Source organism: Eisenbergiella massiliensis (assembly GCF_003435485.1).
Window position 1 is genome coordinate 552,757 of sequence record NZ_QVLV01000002.1, and the last position, 19,698, is coordinate 572,454.

20 protein-coding genes are annotated in these 19,698 nt (G+C 49.6%); 2 read left to right on the forward strand and 18 right to left on the reverse strand.

The window, feature by feature from the left end; all coding sequences use genetic code 11:
- Window positions 1-6 precede the first annotated feature (6 nt).
- Window positions 7-1,410, forward strand: a complete 1,404-nt coding sequence (locus DXC51_RS05080; RefSeq protein ID WP_117543995.1) for an MATE family efflux transporter — start codon at window positions 7-9, stop codon at window positions 1,408-1,410.
- Window positions 1,411-1,692: 282 nt separating this feature from the next.
- Window positions 1,693-2,730 (forward strand): D-alanyl-D-alanine carboxypeptidase family protein, encoded by a 1,038-nt coding sequence (locus tag DXC51_RS05085; RefSeq protein WP_117543996.1) that lies wholly within the window; start codon window positions 1,693-1,695, stop codon window positions 2,728-2,730.
- A gap of 74 nt (window positions 2,731-2,804) precedes the next feature.
- Here DXC51_RS05085 and DXC51_RS05090 read toward each other — a convergent pair whose 3' ends face one another.
- From DXC51_RS05090 to DXC51_RS05170, 18 genes are all read right to left on the reverse strand, one after another.
- Entirely contained in the window at window positions 2,805-3,371 is a 567-nt protein-coding gene (locus tag DXC51_RS05090; RefSeq protein ID WP_021638665.1) for a hypothetical protein, read from the reverse strand.
- A gap of 26 nt (window positions 3,372-3,397) precedes the next feature.
- Window positions 3,398-4,177, reverse strand: coding sequence for a creatininase family protein (locus tag DXC51_RS05095; RefSeq protein WP_021638666.1), 780 nt, complete (start codon window positions 4,175-4,177; stop codon window positions 3,398-3,400).
- A gap of 51 nt (window positions 4,178-4,228) precedes the next feature.
- A complete protein-coding gene (locus DXC51_RS05100) occupies window positions 4,229-5,053 on the reverse strand; it encodes an energy-coupling factor transporter transmembrane component T family protein (RefSeq protein WP_117543997.1) in 825 nt (274 codons plus the stop codon).
- A 50-nt stretch (window positions 5,054-5,103) separates the two neighbouring features.
- Window positions 5,104-6,759, reverse strand: a complete 1,656-nt coding sequence (locus DXC51_RS05105; protein ID WP_021638668.1) for an ABC transporter ATP-binding protein — start codon at window positions 6,757-6,759, stop codon at window positions 5,104-5,106.
- A 137-nt stretch (window positions 6,760-6,896) separates the two neighbouring features.
- The gene (locus tag DXC51_RS05110) at window positions 6,897-7,454 is read right to left on the reverse strand and encodes a phosphoribosyltransferase family protein (RefSeq protein ID WP_021638669.1); all 558 of its coding nucleotides are present in this window, start codon (window positions 7,452-7,454) and stop codon (window positions 6,897-6,899) included.
- Between the two features lie 363 nt (window positions 7,455-7,817).
- A complete protein-coding gene (locus tag DXC51_RS30545) occupies window positions 7,818-7,922 on the reverse strand; it encodes a hypothetical protein (protein WP_408608840.1) in 105 nt (34 codons plus the stop codon).
- Between the two features lie 52 nt (window positions 7,923-7,974).
- Window positions 7,975-11,298, reverse strand: coding sequence for an ATP-binding domain-containing protein (locus DXC51_RS05120; protein WP_181970030.1), 3,324 nt, complete (start codon window positions 11,296-11,298; stop codon window positions 7,975-7,977).
- Between the two features lie 309 nt (window positions 11,299-11,607).
- A complete protein-coding gene (locus tag DXC51_RS05125) occupies window positions 11,608-12,135 on the reverse strand; it encodes a putative immunity protein (protein ID WP_117543999.1) in 528 nt (175 codons plus the stop codon).
- A gap of 117 nt (window positions 12,136-12,252) precedes the next feature.
- Window positions 12,253-12,774: a hypothetical protein gene (locus DXC51_RS05130; protein ID WP_021638675.1), complete on the reverse strand. Its 522-nt coding sequence runs from the start codon at window positions 12,772-12,774 to the stop codon at window positions 12,253-12,255.
- Window positions 12,767-13,615: a DUF1700 domain-containing protein gene (locus DXC51_RS05135; RefSeq protein ID WP_117544000.1), complete on the reverse strand. Its 849-nt coding sequence runs from the start codon at window positions 13,613-13,615 to the stop codon at window positions 12,767-12,769. Before DXC51_RS05135 ends, DXC51_RS05130 begins: the two co-directional genes overlap by 8 nt.
- Window positions 13,616-13,706: 91 nt before the next feature.
- Entirely contained in the window at window positions 13,707-14,024 is a 318-nt protein-coding gene (locus DXC51_RS05140) for a PadR family transcriptional regulator (protein ID WP_025489540.1), read from the reverse strand.
- Between the two features lie 96 nt (window positions 14,025-14,120).
- Window positions 14,121-14,261, reverse strand: coding sequence for a hypothetical protein (locus DXC51_RS29440; protein WP_181970031.1), 141 nt, complete (start codon window positions 14,259-14,261; stop codon window positions 14,121-14,123).
- A gap of 9 nt (window positions 14,262-14,270) precedes the next feature.
- Window positions 14,271-14,615 (reverse strand): hypothetical protein, encoded by a 345-nt coding sequence (locus DXC51_RS05145; RefSeq protein ID WP_021638679.1) that lies wholly within the window; start codon window positions 14,613-14,615, stop codon window positions 14,271-14,273.
- Window positions 14,616-14,755: 140 nt separating this feature from the next.
- Entirely contained in the window at window positions 14,756-15,328 is a 573-nt protein-coding gene (locus DXC51_RS05150; protein WP_117544001.1) for a nitroreductase family protein, read from the reverse strand.
- A 7-nt stretch (window positions 15,329-15,335) separates the two neighbouring features.
- Window positions 15,336-15,509 carry a putative signal transducing protein gene (locus DXC51_RS29905; protein WP_242991503.1) on the reverse strand — a complete coding sequence of 58 codons (174 nt, stop codon included), beginning with the start codon at window positions 15,507-15,509 and terminating at the stop codon, window positions 15,336-15,338.
- Window positions 15,451-16,473 (reverse strand): metallophosphoesterase family protein, encoded by a 1,023-nt coding sequence (locus DXC51_RS05160; protein ID WP_021638681.1) that lies wholly within the window; start codon window positions 16,471-16,473, stop codon window positions 15,451-15,453. The genes DXC51_RS29905 and DXC51_RS05160 overlap by 59 nt, the downstream gene beginning before the upstream one ends.
- A 353-nt stretch (window positions 16,474-16,826) precedes the next feature.
- On the reverse strand, window positions 16,827-18,749 hold the full coding sequence (locus DXC51_RS05165; protein ID WP_117544002.1) for a DUF5696 domain-containing protein: 1,923 nt from the start codon (window positions 18,747-18,749) through the stop codon (window positions 16,827-16,829).
- A gap of 63 nt (window positions 18,750-18,812) precedes the next feature.
- Window positions 18,813-19,691: a carbohydrate ABC transporter permease gene (locus DXC51_RS05170; RefSeq protein WP_021638684.1), complete on the reverse strand. Its 879-nt coding sequence runs from the start codon at window positions 19,689-19,691 to the stop codon at window positions 18,813-18,815.
- Window positions 19,692-19,698 lie beyond the last annotated feature (7 nt).

The window sequence follows — 19,698 nt, forward strand, 5'->3', positions numbered from 1 at the left end:
GTCGTTATGAAACAGACTCCCATATGGAAATTATTATTAAAATTATGCCCTCCCGTCATGCTGGCCCTGCTGATCCAGTCCGTCTACAATATTGTGGACAGCTACTTTGTGGCCCAATACTCCTTTGACGGGCTGACGGCCCTGTCCCTTATTTTTCCCCTGCAGCTGCTGATGACCGCCATTGCCACCGGTACCGGCACCGGAATCAATATCCTGGTATCCCGGATGGACGGCAGAGGGGAAAAGGAAGCGCAGAATGACACGATAAGAAGCGGCTTCTGTCTCGGTATCTTCAATTTTCTTCTTTTTGCCGCCGCAGGCATACTGTTTCTGGAAAGCTACTGCCGCTTCTCCTCCGGCCAGCCCTCTGTCCGGCTTTATGCAACGCAGTATGCCCGGATTATCTTCCTCTTTTCCCTGGGGATGTTCCTGGAGGCAAACTGTACCAAGGTTCTGCAGGCAAAAGGAAATATGCTTCTTCCCATGGGCGCCCAAATCGTCGGCGCTCTCATCAATGTTGTGCTGGATCCCCTCCTCATTTTCGGAAAGCTGGGGCTGCCCGCCATGGGCATCCAGGGTGCGGCGGCCGCTACGGTAATCGGTCAATGGACCGCCATGCTGATCGTTCTTTTTCCGGTGCTGCGCATGTGCTCTGGGGAAAAAAGCGCCGGTATTCCCGGAGAACTTACAGCTGCCCCAGGCGTTCCTGCCCATCGGGTAAAAGGGAGCCTGCGCCCGGATCCTTACGTGTGTCTTGCCATTTACCGGGAAGGAATGCCGTCCATCATCATGCAGTCCTTATACACTCTGTATATAATCGGCCTGAATCTGATACTGAAACAATTTACGGAGGACGCCGTTACGGTTCTTGGCATCTATTATAAGCTGCAGACCTTTTTCTTCATCCCGCTGTTGGGACTGCAGCAGGTAATTCTGCCAATAATCAGCTTCAATTTCGGAGCGAAAAACTATGACCGGGCCAGGCAGACGCTCCGTTGTTCCATCCTGTTTTCCCTGACGGTCATGATCTTAGGCTGTGCTGTTTTTATGGCTGTGCCAGGGCAGCTGCTGTCTATCTTCTCCACGAAAAAAGAAATTCTGGATATCGGGAGCACCGCCCTGCGCATCATTTCCGTCAGCTTTCTTCCCGCGGCCTTTGTCATTATGTTCACCGTATACTTTCAGGGAATCAACCGGGGAATTTCCAGCATCAGCATTACGCTGCTACGCCAAGTGGCCCTTCTGGTGCCCCTGGCCTGGCTTTTCCATTACAAAGGGCTTGCCTTCGTCTGGCTCACCTTCCCTGTGACGGAATTTATCGCACTGTTCTTCTCCTTATGGCTCTACCGGAGAAAAGCACCCGCTCCGGCCGCGCAAAAAAATGCCGCTCCAAAGGTCCTGCCTTTGTAAGCAGAATGCCGCCCCATATGGATAGCTGCGCCGCAAATACCACGCATCATGATACATAAATGCACGTTAAGGCCTCCTGTGTAAAAATCTTAAGTTTTTCTCAGGAAAGCTTAGGAAAAAAACAATGGAAAGTTAAAGCACGAAAGGCATCTGCTCATTACAATAAACATAGTAACCGTTCAGTCCCATCGAGGTTACAAATAATGCGCAGATGCCTGTAAGCGTCCAGTTATCAGGATCCTTACACTTTTCTGTAATCCATGAAGAAAGGCAGCCATACTTATGAGAGAGGTCAATTACAACCACAGGGATACATCCCGCAGACGCAGGAGGCGGAGAAAAAAATCGCGCAGGATGAGCCTGGCACATAAGGTTACATTGCTTGTCAGCCTTATTTTTATCCTTCTTTTTGCCGCGGCGGTTAAATTCTGCCTGCTTCCGGCCCTTACCGGCTCCGGCATGGAAAGCTACAACGCTCCGCCCTCCTCCCTTATTTCCACAGAAGAGACGAAGGCTGCTTCTCCGGCCGTAACTATGGACACGCTGTACAGCCCCTGTGCCATCCTGAAGGAACTGGATTCCGGAGACATACTTGCATCCCGCAATGCATCGGAACGCATTTACCCCGCATCCCTGACAAAAATAATGACAGCACTGCTGGCCATTGAAAACACACCGGATCTGGATCAGCCGATAGGGCTTCCCGAGGAGCTTTTTTCTGAATTATATTTCAGACACGCCTCCGTAGCGGGCTTCCAGCCCGGCGAGTCCGTAAAGGGCAGGGATCTGCTTTACGGCATACTTCTTCCCTCCGGCGCAGAATGCTGCCTGGCCTTTGCCAACGCCATATCCGGCTCTGAGGAAGCCTTCACAATCCTGATGAACCGCAAGGCAGAGGAACTTGGCATGAAAAATACACGCTTTGCCAATTCCACCGGGCTGCATGAAGAGGGGCTGTACTCCACTGCTGAGGATCTTTCCATTCTTCTTGCATACGCCCTGGGCAATGAGGAATTCCGTAAGGTATTCACCACAAGCCGCTATACCACCTCCCCGACTGATATCCACCCGGACGGCATCACCTTTGTCAGCTCCATGTTCCAGTCCCTGAACAGCGCTTCCATCCCCGGCGGTGAAATCCTGGGCGGAAAAACCGGCTACACCAGCGAAGCCGGCCTGTGCCTGGCCAGCCTCGCCCTTATCAACGGCAGGGAATATATCCTTGTCACCGCAGGCGCAGCCGGAGATCACCAGACTGACCCCTACCATATTCTGGACGCCCAGAATATTTATGGACAGCTCGGCAGGCAGGCTGAGTAAGCAAAAGAAACCGCCTCTGACAAAAATGTCAGAGGCGGCCATGTTTTACGCGTATTTTTCCTTAACCCGGATTTTTAGATATAAGGTACAATATTTCTTATATTTTTCATTCTCTTTGCCAGCAGCAGGACAACGAAAGGTGTCAGCGCGATCGGCACTACGTCTGCGATACCAATCCAGATGATGCAGTAGGTGTATTCCAGACCGGTAAAATAAGAAAGGGAAATACTTGTGGTCAGAATCATCAGCACGCCGAACAGGATGCTCCAGAACAGGCTGACGCCGATGAATTTCCCCTTATTCTCAATAAGCTTCAGCAGATCCTTCTTTCCATTGTGCGTATGGATGAGGGCCGGAAGCGCTGCGGAAAGGCCAACTGTGATGCCGTCCGCTAGAGGGGAATGCAGCGGAATAAAGTTTCCGGAAAGCAGTGCCCATACAATGGTTCCGATATATCCTGCAAAGAAGCCGGTTACGGGTCCGAACAGATAGCCGATGACCACGATGATGAATGCGAATGTTCTGAAATGAACAGCGCCCGGGATCAGCGGGATCGGGCACAGGTAAGCCCACAGCACACCTGTAAGAACACCAAATACTACAAAGAAAATGATGTTGACAAATGAAAATTTTTTAGTCACTTCTTTCTCCTCCTCATAGGTAAAAATTAGTAGTTTATGTCTGCAATTTCATTTAATATATCAAGAAGCTTTTTGCACGCGTAATCAAAAAGCTTATGACCTTTTTCCGCAGTGGCATAGGTAGGTGCGCCAATTACGCCGCTGTTGGTAACATCCTTTGTCTTCCAGCCCGCATTGATGGGACCGAAAACAGTTACATACTTCTCTCCCTTAAAGCAGTCCGCAGGCTCCTCGTCCACAGCCAGTTCCATATGTACGGTTTCCGGCCTTGCCGCCAGCATCAGGGAAGTTTCCAGTTCACAGGCATGGAAAACACCGTACTTTCCGGACTGCTGAAGCCCCTGCAGGCCCTCGTTCCAGAACGGCGTGAACCACCAGTCAAATACGAATACATCCAGCCCCAGATCAATACGCAAATCACGGCTGATCATATTCAGCATATCCGTATTGCCGCCATGGCTGTTGAAAAGCACCAGCTTCTTAAAACCGCTTGCGCAAATTGCTGTGGCAATATCATGGAGCAGGGAATAATAGGTCTGGGTTCCGAAAGTAATCGTTCCTGCAAAGCCCATGTGTTCATTGCTCTTTCCCACATTCAGCTGCGGTGCAAAAATCAGGTTTCCTGCCTCAAATTCGCATTCATTTACCATCTTGTCCACCAGCGTGGAAAGAATAATGGCATCCGTGCCTACCGGCAGATGCGCTCCGTGCTGCTCTGTCGCGGAAGTGGGCAGAAGGACAATGGACTTATCCTTGTCCAGGGCTGCGATTTCATCTCTTGTCATGTTCTCCCATTTTTTAATCATACGTCCTCCATTCTGCTGCCTGGGGCAGCATGCTTTATTAACCTCCTGTTTTTAAACAGGAATATAAAACTGCATCCGAAGTACAATCGTAATCGCTATAGCCACCGCATTGGCCGCTACAAATAATGCGTCATATTTGGTCGCCTTAATCCCCTTATAGGTAGATCTGTGGACGGCGAAATTCAGCTGATAATAATGCATTGCCAGGGAAATCGCCTGTCCCTTGCTGATAACACGGAATAAAAGGGGCAAGGAAAATGTCACATAATTCTTCACCTTGGTCACCCAGCCGCAGTCCTCAATCTCAAGCCCTCTGGAGCTCTGTGCTTCCATAATGGCATTCAGTTCGGTAATGATCATGGGAATGATCTGGAAAATCAAACCGATGCCGAAGGCCAGCGCATAAGATATCCTCCATTTCTGAAGTCCCAGAATGATTTCACTGAAGTTGGTGGTCAGAAGCACCGTATAAAAGGATGAAATCATAAGGAAAATACGCAGGGAATACACTGCGCCCTTATACAAATCATACCAGTCAAAACAGAAATGAATACTCTGCCCGTTCACAAAAGGAATCATTGTTTCAAAAAATATGGGACCGCCCTGAACCGCCGGAGTCTCAAACAGCCCCAGAATCAGCCACAAAAGAAAAATAAAGGCGAGTAGCACCTTCAGCTTCCCCGCCAGCACCAGAATATACTTCTGAATCCTGCAGGTACACCACATCGCTATGAAAAAAGCAAACAGGAAAAGCAGCGCCACTCCCGACTTGATTACGCTGGTCAAAACCGCCATGACCAGAAAGAATACAAATTTTGTTCTGGGATCCAGCCTGTGCAGCAGGGAGTCCGCATCTACATACTGTAAATAATCCATTCCAACACTCCTTACGCCCGCAAAACGGGCATCTATTTCTTTTCAAAGTCCTATTTTAAGCGGCTTCTTTCCACAACCCCGGCTGCGAAATCCTCTACATTATAGCAGATTTCATCCAGCCCCAGTTCCTTGGAAAGCTGTACCACCGGCGGCAGCTGGATATTGATATTTTCAAAAATATCATCTCTGCGGGCCAGCGCGTCCTTGGATCCTTCAAAAATTTTCTCCCCCTGATTCAAAATGATGGCCTCATCCACCGTTTTAAACACAAGCGGTATCTCGTGACTGATCATGATTACAGTCTTTCCTTCTCCGGAAAGCCTTTTGATCATATCCGCAAGCTCTTTTATCAGGAAACCATCCATACCCAGGGTAGGCTCATCAAGAACAATGACATCCGCGCTTGAAAAAAGGACGGAAAGTATAGTCAGCATGTGCTTTTTCCCCATGGAAAGATTCAGCGGGAAGGTCTCCCGTTCCTCCTCCAGGTGATATGCTTTCAGCACCTCCGTAATCTGCTCTTCGGAAAAATCCACCTGCTGCATACGCGCGCAGAAGGTAAGCTCTCTTTCCACCGTTTCCTCAAAAAGCATATGCTCCGGATGCTGGAATACCAGAATTATATTTTTGGAAATTTTAGCCACGGTCTTATGAATGATGGATTCTCCCCTGTAGCGCACATCTCCTTCCGTAGGCTTGTACAGGCCGTTCAGATGCTTTACAAAAGTGGTTTTGCCCGAACCGTTCTGTCCCAGGATGGCAACCACCTTTCCTTTGGCTACATTTGCATTCACATCGATCAGTGCATGGAAGCCGTCGCTGAAGGTCTTGCCCAGATTGTGCACTGTGATAATTGGCTCCTTTTCCTCCTCGCTGACTTCCGTATTGGTAAACTCTTTGCTGCAGATCAGTTTTTCAATCTGCTTCCTTCCCTCTTCCACCGTATAGAACAGGTCCAGGCCGGGAAAATGGCGGGATAATTCCCGGTATATTTCCACTTCCTGAGGGATGATGACCCCCAGACGCTCCTGCAGTTCGAAATCCCTGAAAAAATCATCCCTGCTGCCGTCAAATACCACTTCTCCGTCCAGCAGGCCGATCACATGATCTACAATTCCCGCGGACCAAACCAGGTTATTGTCTACGAGAACCGTTGTATTTCCATTAATGCTCAGCTGGCCCAGAATACTCTGCACCATCTTTTTGCCGTTGGGATCAAGGGAGCTTACCGGTTCATCCATAATCAGGATATCCGGCTCCATCGCCAGTACGGAGGCAATGCATACCGCCTGCCGCTGGCCGCCTGAGAGATTTGCCACGCTTCGGTTTCTCAGATACTGGAGATTCAGAAGATCCAGGACATATTCCATACGTTCCATAATTTCTTCCTGAGGCAGTCCCAGGTTCTCCATGCCGAATGCAATGGCATCCTCCACGCCGTAACCGAAAAGCTGGTTTTCCGGAGACTGGCTGACCACGCTGACAAAGGTCCCTTCCGGCACATCAAAGGTTCCCTGCAGCTCGCCGTTGCCGATCAGCTTGGGAATGACCTTGCTGAAAATCTGAACCAGCGTGGACTTTCCGCAGCCGCTGGGTCCCACAATTGCGGTAACCTTTCCTTTTTCTATCGTAAAGCTTACCTTCTTAAGAACCTCTTTCCCATCGGGCGTATATTTATAACTGATATCATTTACTACGTAATCCACTTATTTTCTCCTCAATTTTTCAGTGCCTCATACACCGGTTTGCAAAACCATTACAGGGCACTTTTTATGCGCAGGAAATTATGCAGGCTGTGCAGACCGGACGGCAAACATAAGAAACACCCTCCGATGCCCCTTTTTTATCTGGATGCTGTCACCGGAAATACCGGGAAGGACTCCAGATAAATGATGTCCTTACGCTTTGCAGCATCACCCTCCGCCAGAATCGCCGCCTTACCGGCAACGATACCGCCGGCCTTTTCTACCAGGGATTCCATGGCCTTCAGGGATTCGCCTGTGCTGATAACATCATCCACGATGAGGATTCTCTTGCCGCGGATCATATTGCTCTCCTCTCTGTCCAGACAGAGAATCTGCTTTTTCTGCGTGGTAATGGAATAAACCTCCGTTACAAACGGATCTATCATATAGGGCTTTACGCTCTTTCTCGCCACAAAATAACGTTTCATTTCAAGAATACGTGCCATTTCCTGAACGAGCGGGATTCCCTTCGCCTCAGCAGTAATCAGGTAATCCACCTCGGGCACTCTTTTCACCAGCTCGGCAGATGCCTTTACCACAAGCTCCGCATCTCCCAGAAGCACAAAGCTTGCAATCTCCATATTGTCCGTGATACGGATACGGGGCAGCCTCCTGATACAGCCGGCGATATTCATTTCATAGTACTTATTCTCCATAATGAACCCTCCATTTATTCAAATTCAGCCTGCCTGGCGCTGTTTTCCTTTTCTGTCTGTGCTTATATACCACGCAGCGGCTGCTCTGTCTTATATGGTGAAAAAATATTTCACCATACAATGACAAACAAATTATGCACTAATTTTAAATGCTTGTCACTAAAAAATTAATAAATTTTTAAGAATTGTTTATTTACCTATAATAATTTAGTTTTACTGCATATTTGTTGTTCAATTTTATTTTTTGCATGTTAATTTATTTATTAGCCCTAAAAGTCCTTACGTTAATGTTGCCTAATTTCTGTGAACTGCACAGTATAAAACAACAAACAGGCAGGCGGAAATGAACCGCCTGCCATGATACTATTTTCTTACCATCCGGACATCAATCAGTTTTTTCACATCCTCCAGGATACTGCCGTCTGTTACTTCAATCATCATCCAGCATCCGCCGTTTTGCGGCGGGATTTCCCGGCGGCTTCATTAATTTGTTCAGTTTCATGCTTTGCAGCCAAAGCCCTTACAGCCTGCCGCACAGATAAGCATAGGCATTCATTATTGTCACCTGTTTCTTTCCGCCAATAAAATAGTAATCCAGCTGCTGTTCGTCCTCCGCACACAGATAGGAACCATAGACTGAAATATCGCAGCAGATAACCGGTTTATTCGTGGCAACCAGGATGCCGTAGCCATTATCCGACAGAAGCAGCGGCAGTTCGTTTCCGCCATCATGGGATATATATCTTGCAGTGCCGCGCAGCTTGATGCCTGGTTTATCTCCCGCGCCAAGCCCATACAGCGCTTCCCCCTTCGGCCAGTCCAGGAAAAGCCATGCCCGGTTCACAGGGCCGGAGCCGCTTTCTATCTGTCTGCTTTCTTTACTCCGTTCCGACAGAAGCAGATTTTTATCCCGGGTCAGATAACGTATCGCTCCCGTTGCTTTATCTACCTGAAGGCAAAGCTCATCGGTTGTCATTTCCACGACATTTCCCATTTCTTTGTATTTCCAGGACTTTTCGATTCTCCTTACCGCGATATTCGGGTTGGTTTCCTCCGCAAGCTGCATGCCTTTGGTAAAGGTGACACGCACAATGGCGCTTCCCACCGGGCTCAGGCGGAGCACGCCATACCGGCTCTGCAGATAAAGCCCGTCCGGCCGCTTGTTCACCCACCTGACTGCCAGATCAATCCTGGAATGTCCGGCAGGCCGCAGTTTTTCAGTAGCTGGCATATCCCCGAAATCAATTCTTCCTGTATTCTTACTGGCAGCCGGCCGGGCCGGAGCCTTGGGAATGCTGTAGGGAGGGCGCAGGCTTCCGTTTGTGCTGCCATTGTTCTGTATGCCTGCGGACGCTTTTCTTCCTGTATCCGGCAGGCTCCTTACTGAAGCATTGCTGATGCTTCCACTTTCCCGTTTTCCCGGAGATGAAGCCGAAGGCCGGGCCGGATTTCGCTGCTGCCCTTCTGCCAATCCCGTATTTGCCTGCTGTTTTTCTTCCAGGTCCGTATTTCTTACAATGGATATCCGCTTTCTGGGGACAGTCCCTGCAGATACAGGTTTTCTCAGCTTATCGTTCGGCTGCACGCCAGGCGCCTGCCCTGCTTGTTCAGGCAGGTTCCTTCCGCCGTTTTTCCTGGCGGCGTCAGCCGGCAGAGGATCCGCTATCAGGCCTGTCAGATTCCCCTGGTGCAGCACGCACAGCTCATGGAGCGCACGGGTCGCCGCCACATACAGAAGCTTTGCATGTCCGTCATCCACAGGATATTCCTCCCTGGTGGGATCCAGGATGAGTACCGCGTCAAATTCCAGGCCCTTCGTATACTCCACAGGAAGGACCATGATTCCGCTGCTGAATTCAGCCTTTTCCAAATCGCTTTCCACGATGGGAATGTATTTTTCCAGTTCTTCGGCCGCCGTAGCAGCCTTCTCCCGGTTCCTGCATACCACTGCAATGGTGTCAAAGCCTTTCGCCTGCCAGTCTTTGCAGACCTTGGCCGCATTTTTCATCAGCAGGGCGGTATCCGTGACTTCGGACACCTTCACCGGATCCCCATGACGGATAATCGGTTCCACCGGATAGCTGGAAAAACGTCCATGATGCAGGATATTTGTTGCAAATTCTGATATTTCCACTGTGTTCCGGTAGCTTTTTTTCAATACGCCGAAGCTGTCCTGGGGATCCGGAAGAAGCAGCTCCTTCAGTTCTTCCCAGTCATTCAGGCCGTAGCCGAAATGGATATTCTGGGACACGTCCCCCATAATGGTATAAGTGCATTCCCTGATGCAGTATTTCAGGACACAGTACGCCATCATTCCGAAATCCTGCGCCTCGTCGATTACCACGTGGTGCGCCTCGCTGATTACCTCCGTTTCTTTTATCCTTTTATAGATATAAGCCAGGGCCGCCAGGTCGTATACATCAAATTCCTTTTCCGGGATCTCCACCTCATATCCCTTCGCCGCCTGCTTCGTGAGGAAATCCCGGTATATATCATAAATGGAACGCTTCCACACCCTGGCGCCGTATCTGGAGCGGTACGCGCGGGTTATGGCCTTTCGTTCGCTTTCCGTATATTTCACGCCTTTTCCAAGGAACTCCTCTTTCACCTTATTGAGCAGACGTTCGTTCAGCATGTCTATTTTGCTCTGGACGGATATCGTCGGGTTCTGCCTGATGTAGCGCTCCACCGCGTCCCTGGACATCAGCTCCACCAGGTCTTTGGGATTGGCCGGTTTGCCCTCCGTCTCATCGTATACGCCTGCTTTTCCGTCACGCAGGCCTTCCACAAACTGCCTGGGATTAAGGTAAATGGTTTCTCTCGGTATTACCTCCCATTCCAATCTCCTGCAATAGTCCGCCAGCTCGCCATACCACTGTGAGGTACCACGGACACAACCGGTTTTCCCCAGCTTATCCGTTTCCCGGATGCGGTATTTCTTCTCATCCCAGTCTTCGTACAGAAGCCTTACAAAAAGCTGTTCCATCGTCATCTGGCGGATTCCGTATACATCCAGATCCGGCAGCACGCCGGTGATATAATTTAACAGAATCCGGTTGCTTCCCACGATATAGAAGTCATCCGGCCGGAACCGTTCCTGATAGTTATAAAGGATATAGGAAATCCGGTGCATGGCTACCGTTGTTTTCCCGGAACCGGCCACGCCCTGTACGATCACATTGTGGTGGGGCGTTTTACGGATGATGTCGTTCTGCTCCTTCTGGATGGTCGCTATGATTTCTCCCAGCACCGCCTGCTTGTTCTTTGCCAGGTATTTAGTCAGGAGCTCGTCATTGGTAACCACCTCGGAATCGTAATAATCCAGAAGCTTTCCGTCTTCAATTTCATAGGTGCGCTTCATCTTCAGGTCGATTTTTATGCGCTTCAGTGCATTATGCCCGCTGTCCGGCGCCGGATAACTGCACTTTCCCAGCCCGTTTTCATAGTAGGCATTCGCCACCGGCGCCCTCCAGTCCACTACCATCCAGTGGGTGGTATCCTTCGATATCCCGCCGCGGCCGATGTAGAGGGATTCGGTCTTGTTAAGCGCCTCGTCACGAAAAACGATTCTGCCGAAATATGGTTTCTTCATGGCCTTTTCATTTCTTGCCAGAGCCCGCTTCATATGATCATGCAGTGTAATCGTATTATTCAGGATCGTGTAAACCTCTGCATCATTATCGTGGTAATGCTCCAGCATTTCATCGATGTTGGCCTGCATGCGTGCCACTTCCCTGCCGTAGTTTTCCACATTGTCGTGAACCACTGCCAGCGTTCTGGCAAGATACGCTTCCTCTTCCCGCTTTGAAGTTTTCAGGGCCGTACTCTTCACTTCCGGATCCATGTTCCGCTCCTTTCCTGTGCCGTTATCTGTGTCAGAAAAAAATCTGCCATTCTCTGGCAACAGCCCGGACAGTGCCGGACTGTTACCAGCCATAAGAATATTTTACTCAAAACAGGAAATAATACTAGACTTTATTTTTCTCCTGTGCTAAAATATACAATAGAGTGTGCCAAGGAACAGATTTTAACACAGTAAAGTATAGAGGATGCTTTTCCAACCGGGAAAACATCCTCTTTTTATGCTTCAGATATTGGAAAAATACTGCCTGCCGTACAAATTCCTTCTGTACTTTTATACAGGCTGTCTTTTTTAGCAGTACCATTTTATTTTGGCGGGATTCTTTTCATTCTCCACCATACAAGCGCGCAGCGCTTCTTCCATCTTTGCGCATTCCTGTGCGGCGATCTGATCGTATACCTCCGGTTTTTCTTCCAGGCCGACGCGGTCGTATGCGATGGCTGCCGCCCCGTAAAAAGCCAGGCCCAGAGAATGGGTGGGCGTGTACACCGCGCCAATAGCCTGTCCGATGGTCCTGGCCGCCGCCTGGGCCGCGGGGTTCTTCTCCGCTTCCTTAGCCGCCTGTACCGTCAGCGCCACCGCTTTCTTCAACTCCGGCAGCTTCAGTTCCCCTTTACGGTAACTGCGGTATGCCTCCACTGCCAGCCGCAGACGGTCATCCTCCGGAAAGGCCTTTTCATAAATATTGAGGATATATTTTTCAGCATAGTCCACGCACCAGTCCCCTATCGTCGTTTTGCTCTGCGTTTCGATCAGGCTCATCAGCGACAGGATGTACGGTGAATCGGCTGCTCCTAACATTTTGCGTAATTTTGCCATTGCAATTCTCCTTTTATGGGAATATTAGTCTGCCGGCAGCCGTTTATTTTCTCAATACCCTGTCAGCAGCACCTTTTTTCTTTTTCCCGTAAAAAGATTATACGGTACACAGGCCCGTCAGTCAATCTGAACCAGTTCTCTGGAGGCAGGGTTGACCATGATTCTGATCTCTTCAATTCCGGTCACATGGTAAGAGGCAATTTCCCGGTTCCTGATCCCTTCCAGCAAATCATCCTTACAGGTCATAAAGCTCTTAAATTCATCATTTATATAGTTCCAGTCCACCCTCACGTATTCTCCGGAATCATCATCCATTTCATATGAATTTAAATATGGCTGCACCACATTTGCATTATAGGTAACGAGGAAACGCACCGTGTTCTCCGGAACCGCTTCACTTTCGATCACCTCATTGTTATTGGCATATCTTCCATAGTTCCTGCCAATCGTAAGGGGTTCCTCCGCAGCCGCCTCAAAAGCATAATCCAGGGTAAGGGTTTTCCTGTCCATTTCTCCCGCTTCCTTTTCCCCGGCATAGGTGAAGGTGGAAAATTCCAAGAACGCCATTCCTGTTCCGGCTCCGGCCAGGACAATCCCCAGACAGAAAATACCAATTAAAATCTTTTGACTGTTACGCATTGCGCACCTCCTCAAGTCTTTCTTCTTCCTGAACCATTCTGTCTTTCTTTTTCTTTAATATAAGGAAGGTGGTGCACAGGAGGGTAAAAGCGCCTGTGCAAAGCACACCGCCGAAGCACGCCAGCGTAACTCCCGCCAGGGGATATCCCTGAACCAGCCACACAAGCAGCATTGCAAACAGAAACAACAGCACCATGCAGCAAAGCCCTCCAAAAAAAGCCGTCATAATCATGATGCAGTTCCAACCCCATCTGACGCACCAGAGGAAGCAATACCACAACGCGGAAAAAATCCGGCCCAGGAAGCTTCCAAAGGAGTGAAGCACTCCTTTCGGACCTCTCTTTTCATATCCGCTCTCACTCACCGCAATCCGTCCGTCTTCTGCCATAAAATCCTCCTTCGTATGCTTCTCATGTCCCTTCAGCCGTTTTCCAAGCCAGATAAAAGGCACTCCCAAAATATGTACCACCCACAGGGCCGCCGCTTTCGTCTTTTTCCAGCAGGCCCTTCCCAGATCCCCCGCCGCTTTTGCAGCGCCTTTGAAAAAATGACTGACCGTACCCCACAGCCGTTTTCCCTCCTGAGTGACCCCGGTCATATCCGGCAGCTTCTTTTCTGTTTTCACAGTCTGATATTCCGGCTTTACATGATAAGCCTCCAGGATCTGGGCCGCCAGCTCCTCCACGCTGCCGAAGTCCCGTATCGCTTCCTCCTCGCTCAGGCCGGTGCTTAACTTCATGTCAATATGCTGGGCATATTCCTCCAGTATATCTTCCTGTTCCCTGTCTTCCAGTATTGTAAGATACTTCTTTAAATCATTTAAAAATTCTGACTTATTCATTTCTAATCCTCCTGTCCTCTGACGAGCAGAGGATTTACCTCCTGCGCATCACCGGTTTGCCTGTGTATCACCGTCGGTCCATGGTACTGCATCAATCGGCATGCTCCCTCAAAAAAGTGCATACGCGTTCCTGAAACTCGTTCCAATCCTTCTCCAGGCTGTCACGGTACAGTACTCCTGCCGCCGTGAGATGATAATATTTTCTCGGCGGACCCTCTGTGGATTCCCGCAGGTATGTCTCAAAATACCGCTCGTTGGTCATCCGCTTCAGCAAAGGATATATGGTGCCTTCATTTACGTCTATCACCTTGGAGACCTCCTCCACCAGCTCATAGCCGTACATATCTCTCTTCCTCACCGATTCCAGGACCACCAGCTCCAGCACGCCCTTTTTAAATTGTGGATTCATGGGAAATCCTCCTTTGATTACTATATTATGCATACTACTATGTATTGTCAAGTACTAAGAAAAATAAAACACTTAAACTTTTCTTAAAAGTGGATGTCAATGTCTTTCAGCAGCAGATCCGTTCCCAAGCAACAGGAAATCCGGCAGGTACACAACCTGCCCTTCCAAATATAAAAATACCGGCAGGCAACGCAAATTCGCCGCCCGCCGGTATTTAGCATTTGTATCAGCTGCCATACCTCACACTCACCTGTCATCTGTGCGCCGCACAAATTCCAGGAAAGCAAATATTATAGAAATGACTGTAAGTACAGACACGATTAGCTGCGACATATTCGTGGCATACTCCGCCTGCTCCGGTACTGCGCAGCCCAGGATCAGAAAATAAACACACCACAGCAGCCCAAGGATAAGGGTGAGGATCGTCAGGTATTTTACCACTCCTGTAATTTTAGCCAGCAGAAGCTTTGATGCCCTGACCTGCTTTTCCGTATATTCTTTTCTGCCTGCCATGAGCTTAAATCCGCCCAGGAAAAATCCAATGAGCAGCCCCCAGGAGAGCGCCCTGCAGATAACATAATAAATCTCCATTTTTCACCTTCTCCGCCCAAAACCATTACAGCTGCCTGCTTTTTGTCTATACACTTTTTGTCTGTAAGCCATTTGCCTGTAAGCCATTTGCCTGTAAGCTTTTTCCTGACGATACCCGGACGCGCGCCTGACGCATCTGGCTACATATAGGTTACAACGTCCTCCAGCTGCCGTTTCGGCACGACATAGTCCCGGTTTTCATCCAGATAATACCTGATATCCCCGTCCTTTACCCCTTCAATGCGGCTCTTATGGGAGGGGTAACCGAAGGCCACTACCGTATGCAGCTTCTGCTCCTCAGTCAGGCCGAACATTTCTGACAGCCGCGGCTTATTGCAGGCGCCGATAATACAGCTTCCCACGCCCCGGTTCCAGGCGGCAAGAGTCATATTTGCTATGGCCAGCCCTGCGTCCGTATCACAGTCAGGATTGATATTCAGGTTCTCCACCACAGCGATGAACAGCACCGGCTTCTCATCCTCCCCGGGCTGTCCGTCCTCCGGTTTAAGGTAGCCCGCCCATCTGGTGCAGTCAAAAACCTGATTTACCTTATCCGCGCTTCTGATTACCACATAGCTTAAAGGCTGTTTATTGGCGGCGCTTGAAGAAAGCCTTGCCGCACGGAGAATCTCCCCTGTAATTTCTTCACTGATTTCTTTCTGGTAAAAACGCCTGTAGGTACGTCTTCCTTCCAGCAGTTCCATAAGCTCCATCCCGCAATCACTCCAATCCCATTTCCTGTAATATCTGCGTTACCCTTTCCGCATCCGTTTCCGCCACATAGATCTCTTCCCCGCACATGGAATTGCCTCCGTAAATATTCATAAATCCACTTTCATCGGCATCCTTCTTGTAGGCCGGTATCCCGTTCTGCTTCAGGGTATCCAGAATCATTTCCGCCTGCAGATTGTCCTGGGACGTAAAAATCTTTACCACCTTTACTTCTTCCATCCTTTTGCCTCCTTTTTCCTTCATTTCCCAATTTCAGTTCCGCTATTACTTTTTCCCAATATTTTTCCGGGATATCCGGCCAGCTGCAGCTGCCGGTATCCTGTGTACAAAGCTCCATCACCCTTGCCAGCACCGTTCCATGGGACAGCTCCCCGCCCCGCAGAATGTTCTCCGTAACCACACACCAATAGGGCGCATGACGATACAGGCCGGATTCATGAAGCTCCCGGATAACCCTGTCCGTATCATAGGGAAGGCTGACCGGCTCCTCCTCCCAGCCGCCGTTCCTTCCATGAAGCAGCAGATACTGCGCCTTCCCGCCGCTTCGATATGAAATTCCCGCAGAGCCGGGATTGATGGCAAGCCTGTCCTTCCCTGCAATCCGTGTCCGCACATGTGTATGCCCGAACAGGATGAGCGGTGTCTGCGTCCGTTCCATTATCTGCAGGGTATTCTCATCTTCCGGCAGCATTTTTTCATTTACCCGGAAAGGGGAACCGTGGCAGGCCGTAATTCCGGGGAATCCCTCCAGTAGCAGCTTCCGGGAAGCCGGCATTTGGGAAAAGAAGTCAAAATCACGGGAAGTGAGCGACCTGTATGCATACAGTAAAGCGCCGCTGGTGGAGTTCCCGTACTCCCAACCTGTCTCCCCCCTGTCTCTAAATTGGAACCAGTAGTCCTCCTTATTACCCCGGATGAACATACAGGGATATTTCTGCGCTGTCTCATACAGAAGCCGCATGGTCCTTTCCGGATAGGCAAGCTCACTCACATAATCTCCCAGAAAAAGATACGCATTCGCCTGATTGGAAGCTGCATGGTCCAGACATCGTTCCAGCGCCACATAGTTGCCGTGTATGTCTGAAATTACCGCAATATGGGGGTCCTTCAGATTTTGTATATCCATTTTTAGTGTTTCCTTACTTTTATGCACAGATATAATGTCGTCTACGCCGACATTATATCATATCCGCTCCGCGGATATGAGCCTCCGGCGGAATTCAGCGCCTGGTTTTCTGCGGCAGGCGCAGAAACCAGTATGCGCAGATATAATGTCGTCTACGCCGACATTATATCATAAATAAACACCAAACGGGATATTTTCTTTGCTGGGTGTTTTCTTTGCGTCAATACCATACAAAACAGCCGCCTACCTGTCTGGCATATCAATTCTGCCAGGGCAAGGTCTGCGGCCATTGTTTTCATAATTTAAAATAAATGCGTAAACCGCTCCATCAGAGCGAAGGCGGCTTCACTGTCTCATTGCGCCGTTGAAATTTCATATTCCCCGGTCCCCAGATCCACGCTCACACACGTTCCGTCTGAAAATACGGTGCGCTGCTTCTTTCCTGTATCATCCAGCAGCTCATGTCTGGTCATCTCACAGAAAGCCAGCTTTTCATGAAGTTCCTGCACCACCTTACAGCGGGCAATCATCTCTTCAATCCCCATGCCTGAGCTGTCCGTAAAGGATCCGTCCGTATTTTCATAAGCGCCGTCCCGGATCAGATAAGGCATGCCCGCGTTCAGAAGCGCATAGCCCATCATATCCTCGCTGCCATCCGGCTTATCCATCATCCATGGCTCCAGCACGCAGTCGTGATATACCAGGTTAAAGAGCGGCACGGGAATCCCTTCCCTGGGTGTTCCCGGAGCCTTCAGCATGAACGCATAAGGCGCATAATGGCAGAATATCAGGCTCTGCATGCTCCAGTCGGAAACCTCTTCCGAGCTGGTAAGAATCCCGCGGGCCAGCAGCCAGTCAAAGCATTGTTTCCTGTATTCATAGCATTCCCGCCTGGTCATCCGGTGCCTGGGATTGTCGCATTCATCCCCTTCATTGCAGGTGAAGACATCCAGATAGGTTCCGTCCAGCTTAATTCCATGACGGAACAGATCCTGGAAATTACGTTTTACATAATAAGGCGCCTGGGTGCCGCACAGATAAGTCTGCGGCCCGCCGGCCCACCGCTTATGCGCCGGTATGGTCCCGTCCGGCAGCCTGGTGGCATATTCTTCGTCATAAGTCTTAGCGTCAAAATAATAGTCTCTGTACTGATCATGGATTCCGAATAAAAATCCGCAGCGGTGGACCGTATCCACCAGGCTCTTCATGCCCTCCCAGCCTCCGGCCTCCGCACAGGCATTCCTGTAGTCAGGATGCTGGTTGTCGTAGCCGGGCTGCGCCCAGCCGTCCAGATGCAGAAACAGCTTTTCCACACCCATGCCCTTCAGGCTTTCCATCTGTTTTTCCCTGACGGAAAACAGGGTGACATGGTTGTTTTTCTCCGGATCCTCTTTATCAAAGAAATCCGATTCCGGATTGACGTTGGTCTTGATGCCGCAGTGCATGATGCTGCAGCCTACCAGATCTTTTACGGAAGGGACTCTGGCGGCTTTTTCCGCAAGGGAAACAAACAGCCCGCTATCCTTCACATAGCTTCTGTAAATCTTGCACAGGTCATTATAATCGCAGCCCTGGGCAAATATGTATTCCATGCAGCGCCTGTAATCCATTTTCCCAAGGCTCGGCTCCCACCATGTCCCGATATGGGTATACGGGCCGCCCGCCGGATGCTCCAGCCACGCGCCCGCATTCCAGGGTGTGGCGGCAATCGCAATATAACCTGCCTGATCCTTCACCTGGCCGTACCAGGGCATATAGCCCCCGGCCGTAAGAAACCTTCCGTTAAAGGAAAGAGCGCCCGCCTCATTTTCCCAGGTGTTGGGGATCAGAAGCCCCTGCCCTTCATTTACAAGCGTCTGCCAGGCCTGGGACGGGCTATCAAATTCCATGCATCCCGGCCATCTCACCTCTTTGACGGAAAGCCCTTTTTCACAAATGGGTATCCATTCAAAATGTACCCGGCCAAACAGCTTTGCCGAACTTCCGGGACAGTCCTCTTCCATCTCCTCCACCCAGACGGAAGTCTCGAAAGCATAAGAATCCTCCGCCCCGTCCAGCTTCCGGTAAGAGGAACGGATTCCCTTTCCCACGCCGCTTTCAAACGTTTCATGTACAATCTCCTGCCAGCGCGAAAAATCAATGACCTCCTCCTGCGTCACAATGACAGGGCGGAAGTTCTCCGCCCATTTCCATTCCGATACGCCTGCCTTAATTTCCACATGCAGCGTATCCTGATTCAAATTCAGTGTGATTCCGGATGCTTCTGTCCGTATCATCCCAGTATTCCTCCCTGTTTTTTCAGCATTCTGCGGGAGTTCCTGCCTCCTCACAGCACACCGTTATTCTTTCACTGCCCCGATCATAACACCGGAAGTAAAGTACTTCTGCAGGAACGGATAAACAAAAAGAATCGGCACGGTAGCCACCATAATCGTAGCATATTTGATACTCTGCGCAATCGCTTCGGCGTCTCCGCCAGCGCCTCCGTTCATCGCCTGTATATCATTTGATATCAATATTTCCCTCAGGATTACCTGCAGAGGATACAGCTCCCTGTCCCTTAAAATCGTGGATGCCCAGAACCATCCGTTCCATATGGATACGCCGTAATAAAGCACCATAACCGCCATAATCGCCTTGGACAGCGGCAGAATAATGCGGAACAGAATGGTCATATGGCCTGCGCCGTCAATTTTGGCCGCCTCCGTCAGACTGTCAGGGATGGATTCAAAGCTTGTTCTCAGAATGATCATATTGTAAGTGCTGATCATAAAAGGAACAATCAGTCCCCATCTGCTGTTAATCATATGCATATCCTTCAGGGTAAGGTAAAAAGGAATCATACCGCCTGAAAAGAACATGGTAAACAGAATCAGCAGCATAAGAGGCTTTTTAAACATCACGCCCTTTCTGGAAAAGAAATAGGCGGCAAGCGCTGTCATGATCAAGTCAAGTATAACACCTACAATAAGGATAAACAATGTATTTGCATAGCCTTTCAGAATCATTGGATTCTGGAACACTTTTAAGTAAGCCTGCATATTAAATCCCATCGGTTTCAACAAAAAACCGGAATGGGCCATCAGCTGTGTACTGTTGCTGAAGGAGGCCATGGCCACATGCCACATAGGGTAAAGGCAGACCAGAACGATAATCGACAGGACAAAATAATTTACTACCTGAAATATTTTCTCTCCGCGAGACATTTTAATCTTCATTTTATTC

Excerpts from the sequence above, each read along its gene's own strand:
- DXC51_RS05080 (WP_117543995.1), top strand. The coding sequence starts at position 7 with ATGAAACAGACTCCCATATGGAAATTATTATTAAAATTATGCCCTCCC.
- DXC51_RS05085 (WP_117543996.1), top strand. The coding sequence starts at position 1,693 with ATGAGAGAGGTCAATTACAACCACAGGGATACATCCCGCAGACGCAGG.
- DXC51_RS05095 (WP_021638666.1), bottom strand. The coding sequence starts at position 4,177 with ATGATTAAAAAATGGGAGAACATGACAAGAGATGAAATCGCAGCCCTG.
- DXC51_RS05100 (WP_117543997.1), bottom strand. The coding sequence starts at position 5,053 with ATGGATTATTTACAGTATGTAGATGCGGACTCCCTGCTGCACAGGCTG.
- DXC51_RS05110 (WP_021638669.1), bottom strand. The coding sequence starts at position 7,454 with ATGGAGAATAAGTACTATGAAATGAATATCGCCGGCTGTATCAGGAGG.
- DXC51_RS05120 (WP_181970030.1), bottom strand. The coding sequence starts at position 11,298 with ATGGATCCGGAAGTGAAGAGTACGGCCCTGAAAACTTCAAAGCGGGAA.
- DXC51_RS05125 (WP_117543999.1), bottom strand. The coding sequence starts at position 12,135 with ATGGCAAAATTACGCAAAATGTTAGGAGCAGCCGATTCACCGTACATC.
- DXC51_RS05130 (WP_021638675.1), bottom strand. The coding sequence starts at position 12,774 with ATGCGTAACAGTCAAAAGATTTTAATTGGTATTTTCTGTCTGGGGATT.
- DXC51_RS05135 (WP_117544000.1), bottom strand. The coding sequence starts at position 13,615 with ATGAATAAGTCAGAATTTTTAAATGATTTAAAGAAGTATCTTACAATA.
- DXC51_RS05140 (WP_025489540.1), bottom strand. The coding sequence starts at position 14,024 with ATGAATCCACAATTTAAAAAGGGCGTGCTGGAGCTGGTGGTCCTGGAA.
- DXC51_RS29440 (WP_181970031.1), bottom strand. The coding sequence starts at position 14,261 with ATGGCAGCTGATACAAATGCTAAATACCGGCGGGCGGCGAATTTGCGT.
- DXC51_RS05145 (WP_021638679.1), bottom strand. The coding sequence starts at position 14,615 with ATGGAGATTTATTATGTTATCTGCAGGGCGCTCTCCTGGGGGCTGCTC.
- DXC51_RS05150 (WP_117544001.1), bottom strand. The coding sequence starts at position 15,328 with ATGGAGCTTATGGAACTGCTGGAAGGAAGACGTACCTACAGGCGTTTT.
- DXC51_RS29905 (WP_242991503.1), bottom strand. The coding sequence starts at position 15,509 with ATGATTCTGGATACCCTGAAGCAGAACGGGATACCGGCCTACAAGAAG.
- DXC51_RS05160 (WP_021638681.1), bottom strand. The coding sequence starts at position 16,473 with ATGGATATACAAAATCTGAAGGACCCCCATATTGCGGTAATTTCAGAC.
- DXC51_RS05165 (WP_117544002.1), bottom strand. The coding sequence starts at position 18,749 with ATGATACGGACAGAAGCATCCGGAATCACACTGAATTTGAATCAGGAT.
- DXC51_RS05170 (WP_021638684.1), bottom strand. The coding sequence starts at position 19,691 with ATGAAGATTAAAATGTCTCGCGGAGAGAAAATATTTCAGGTAGTAAAT.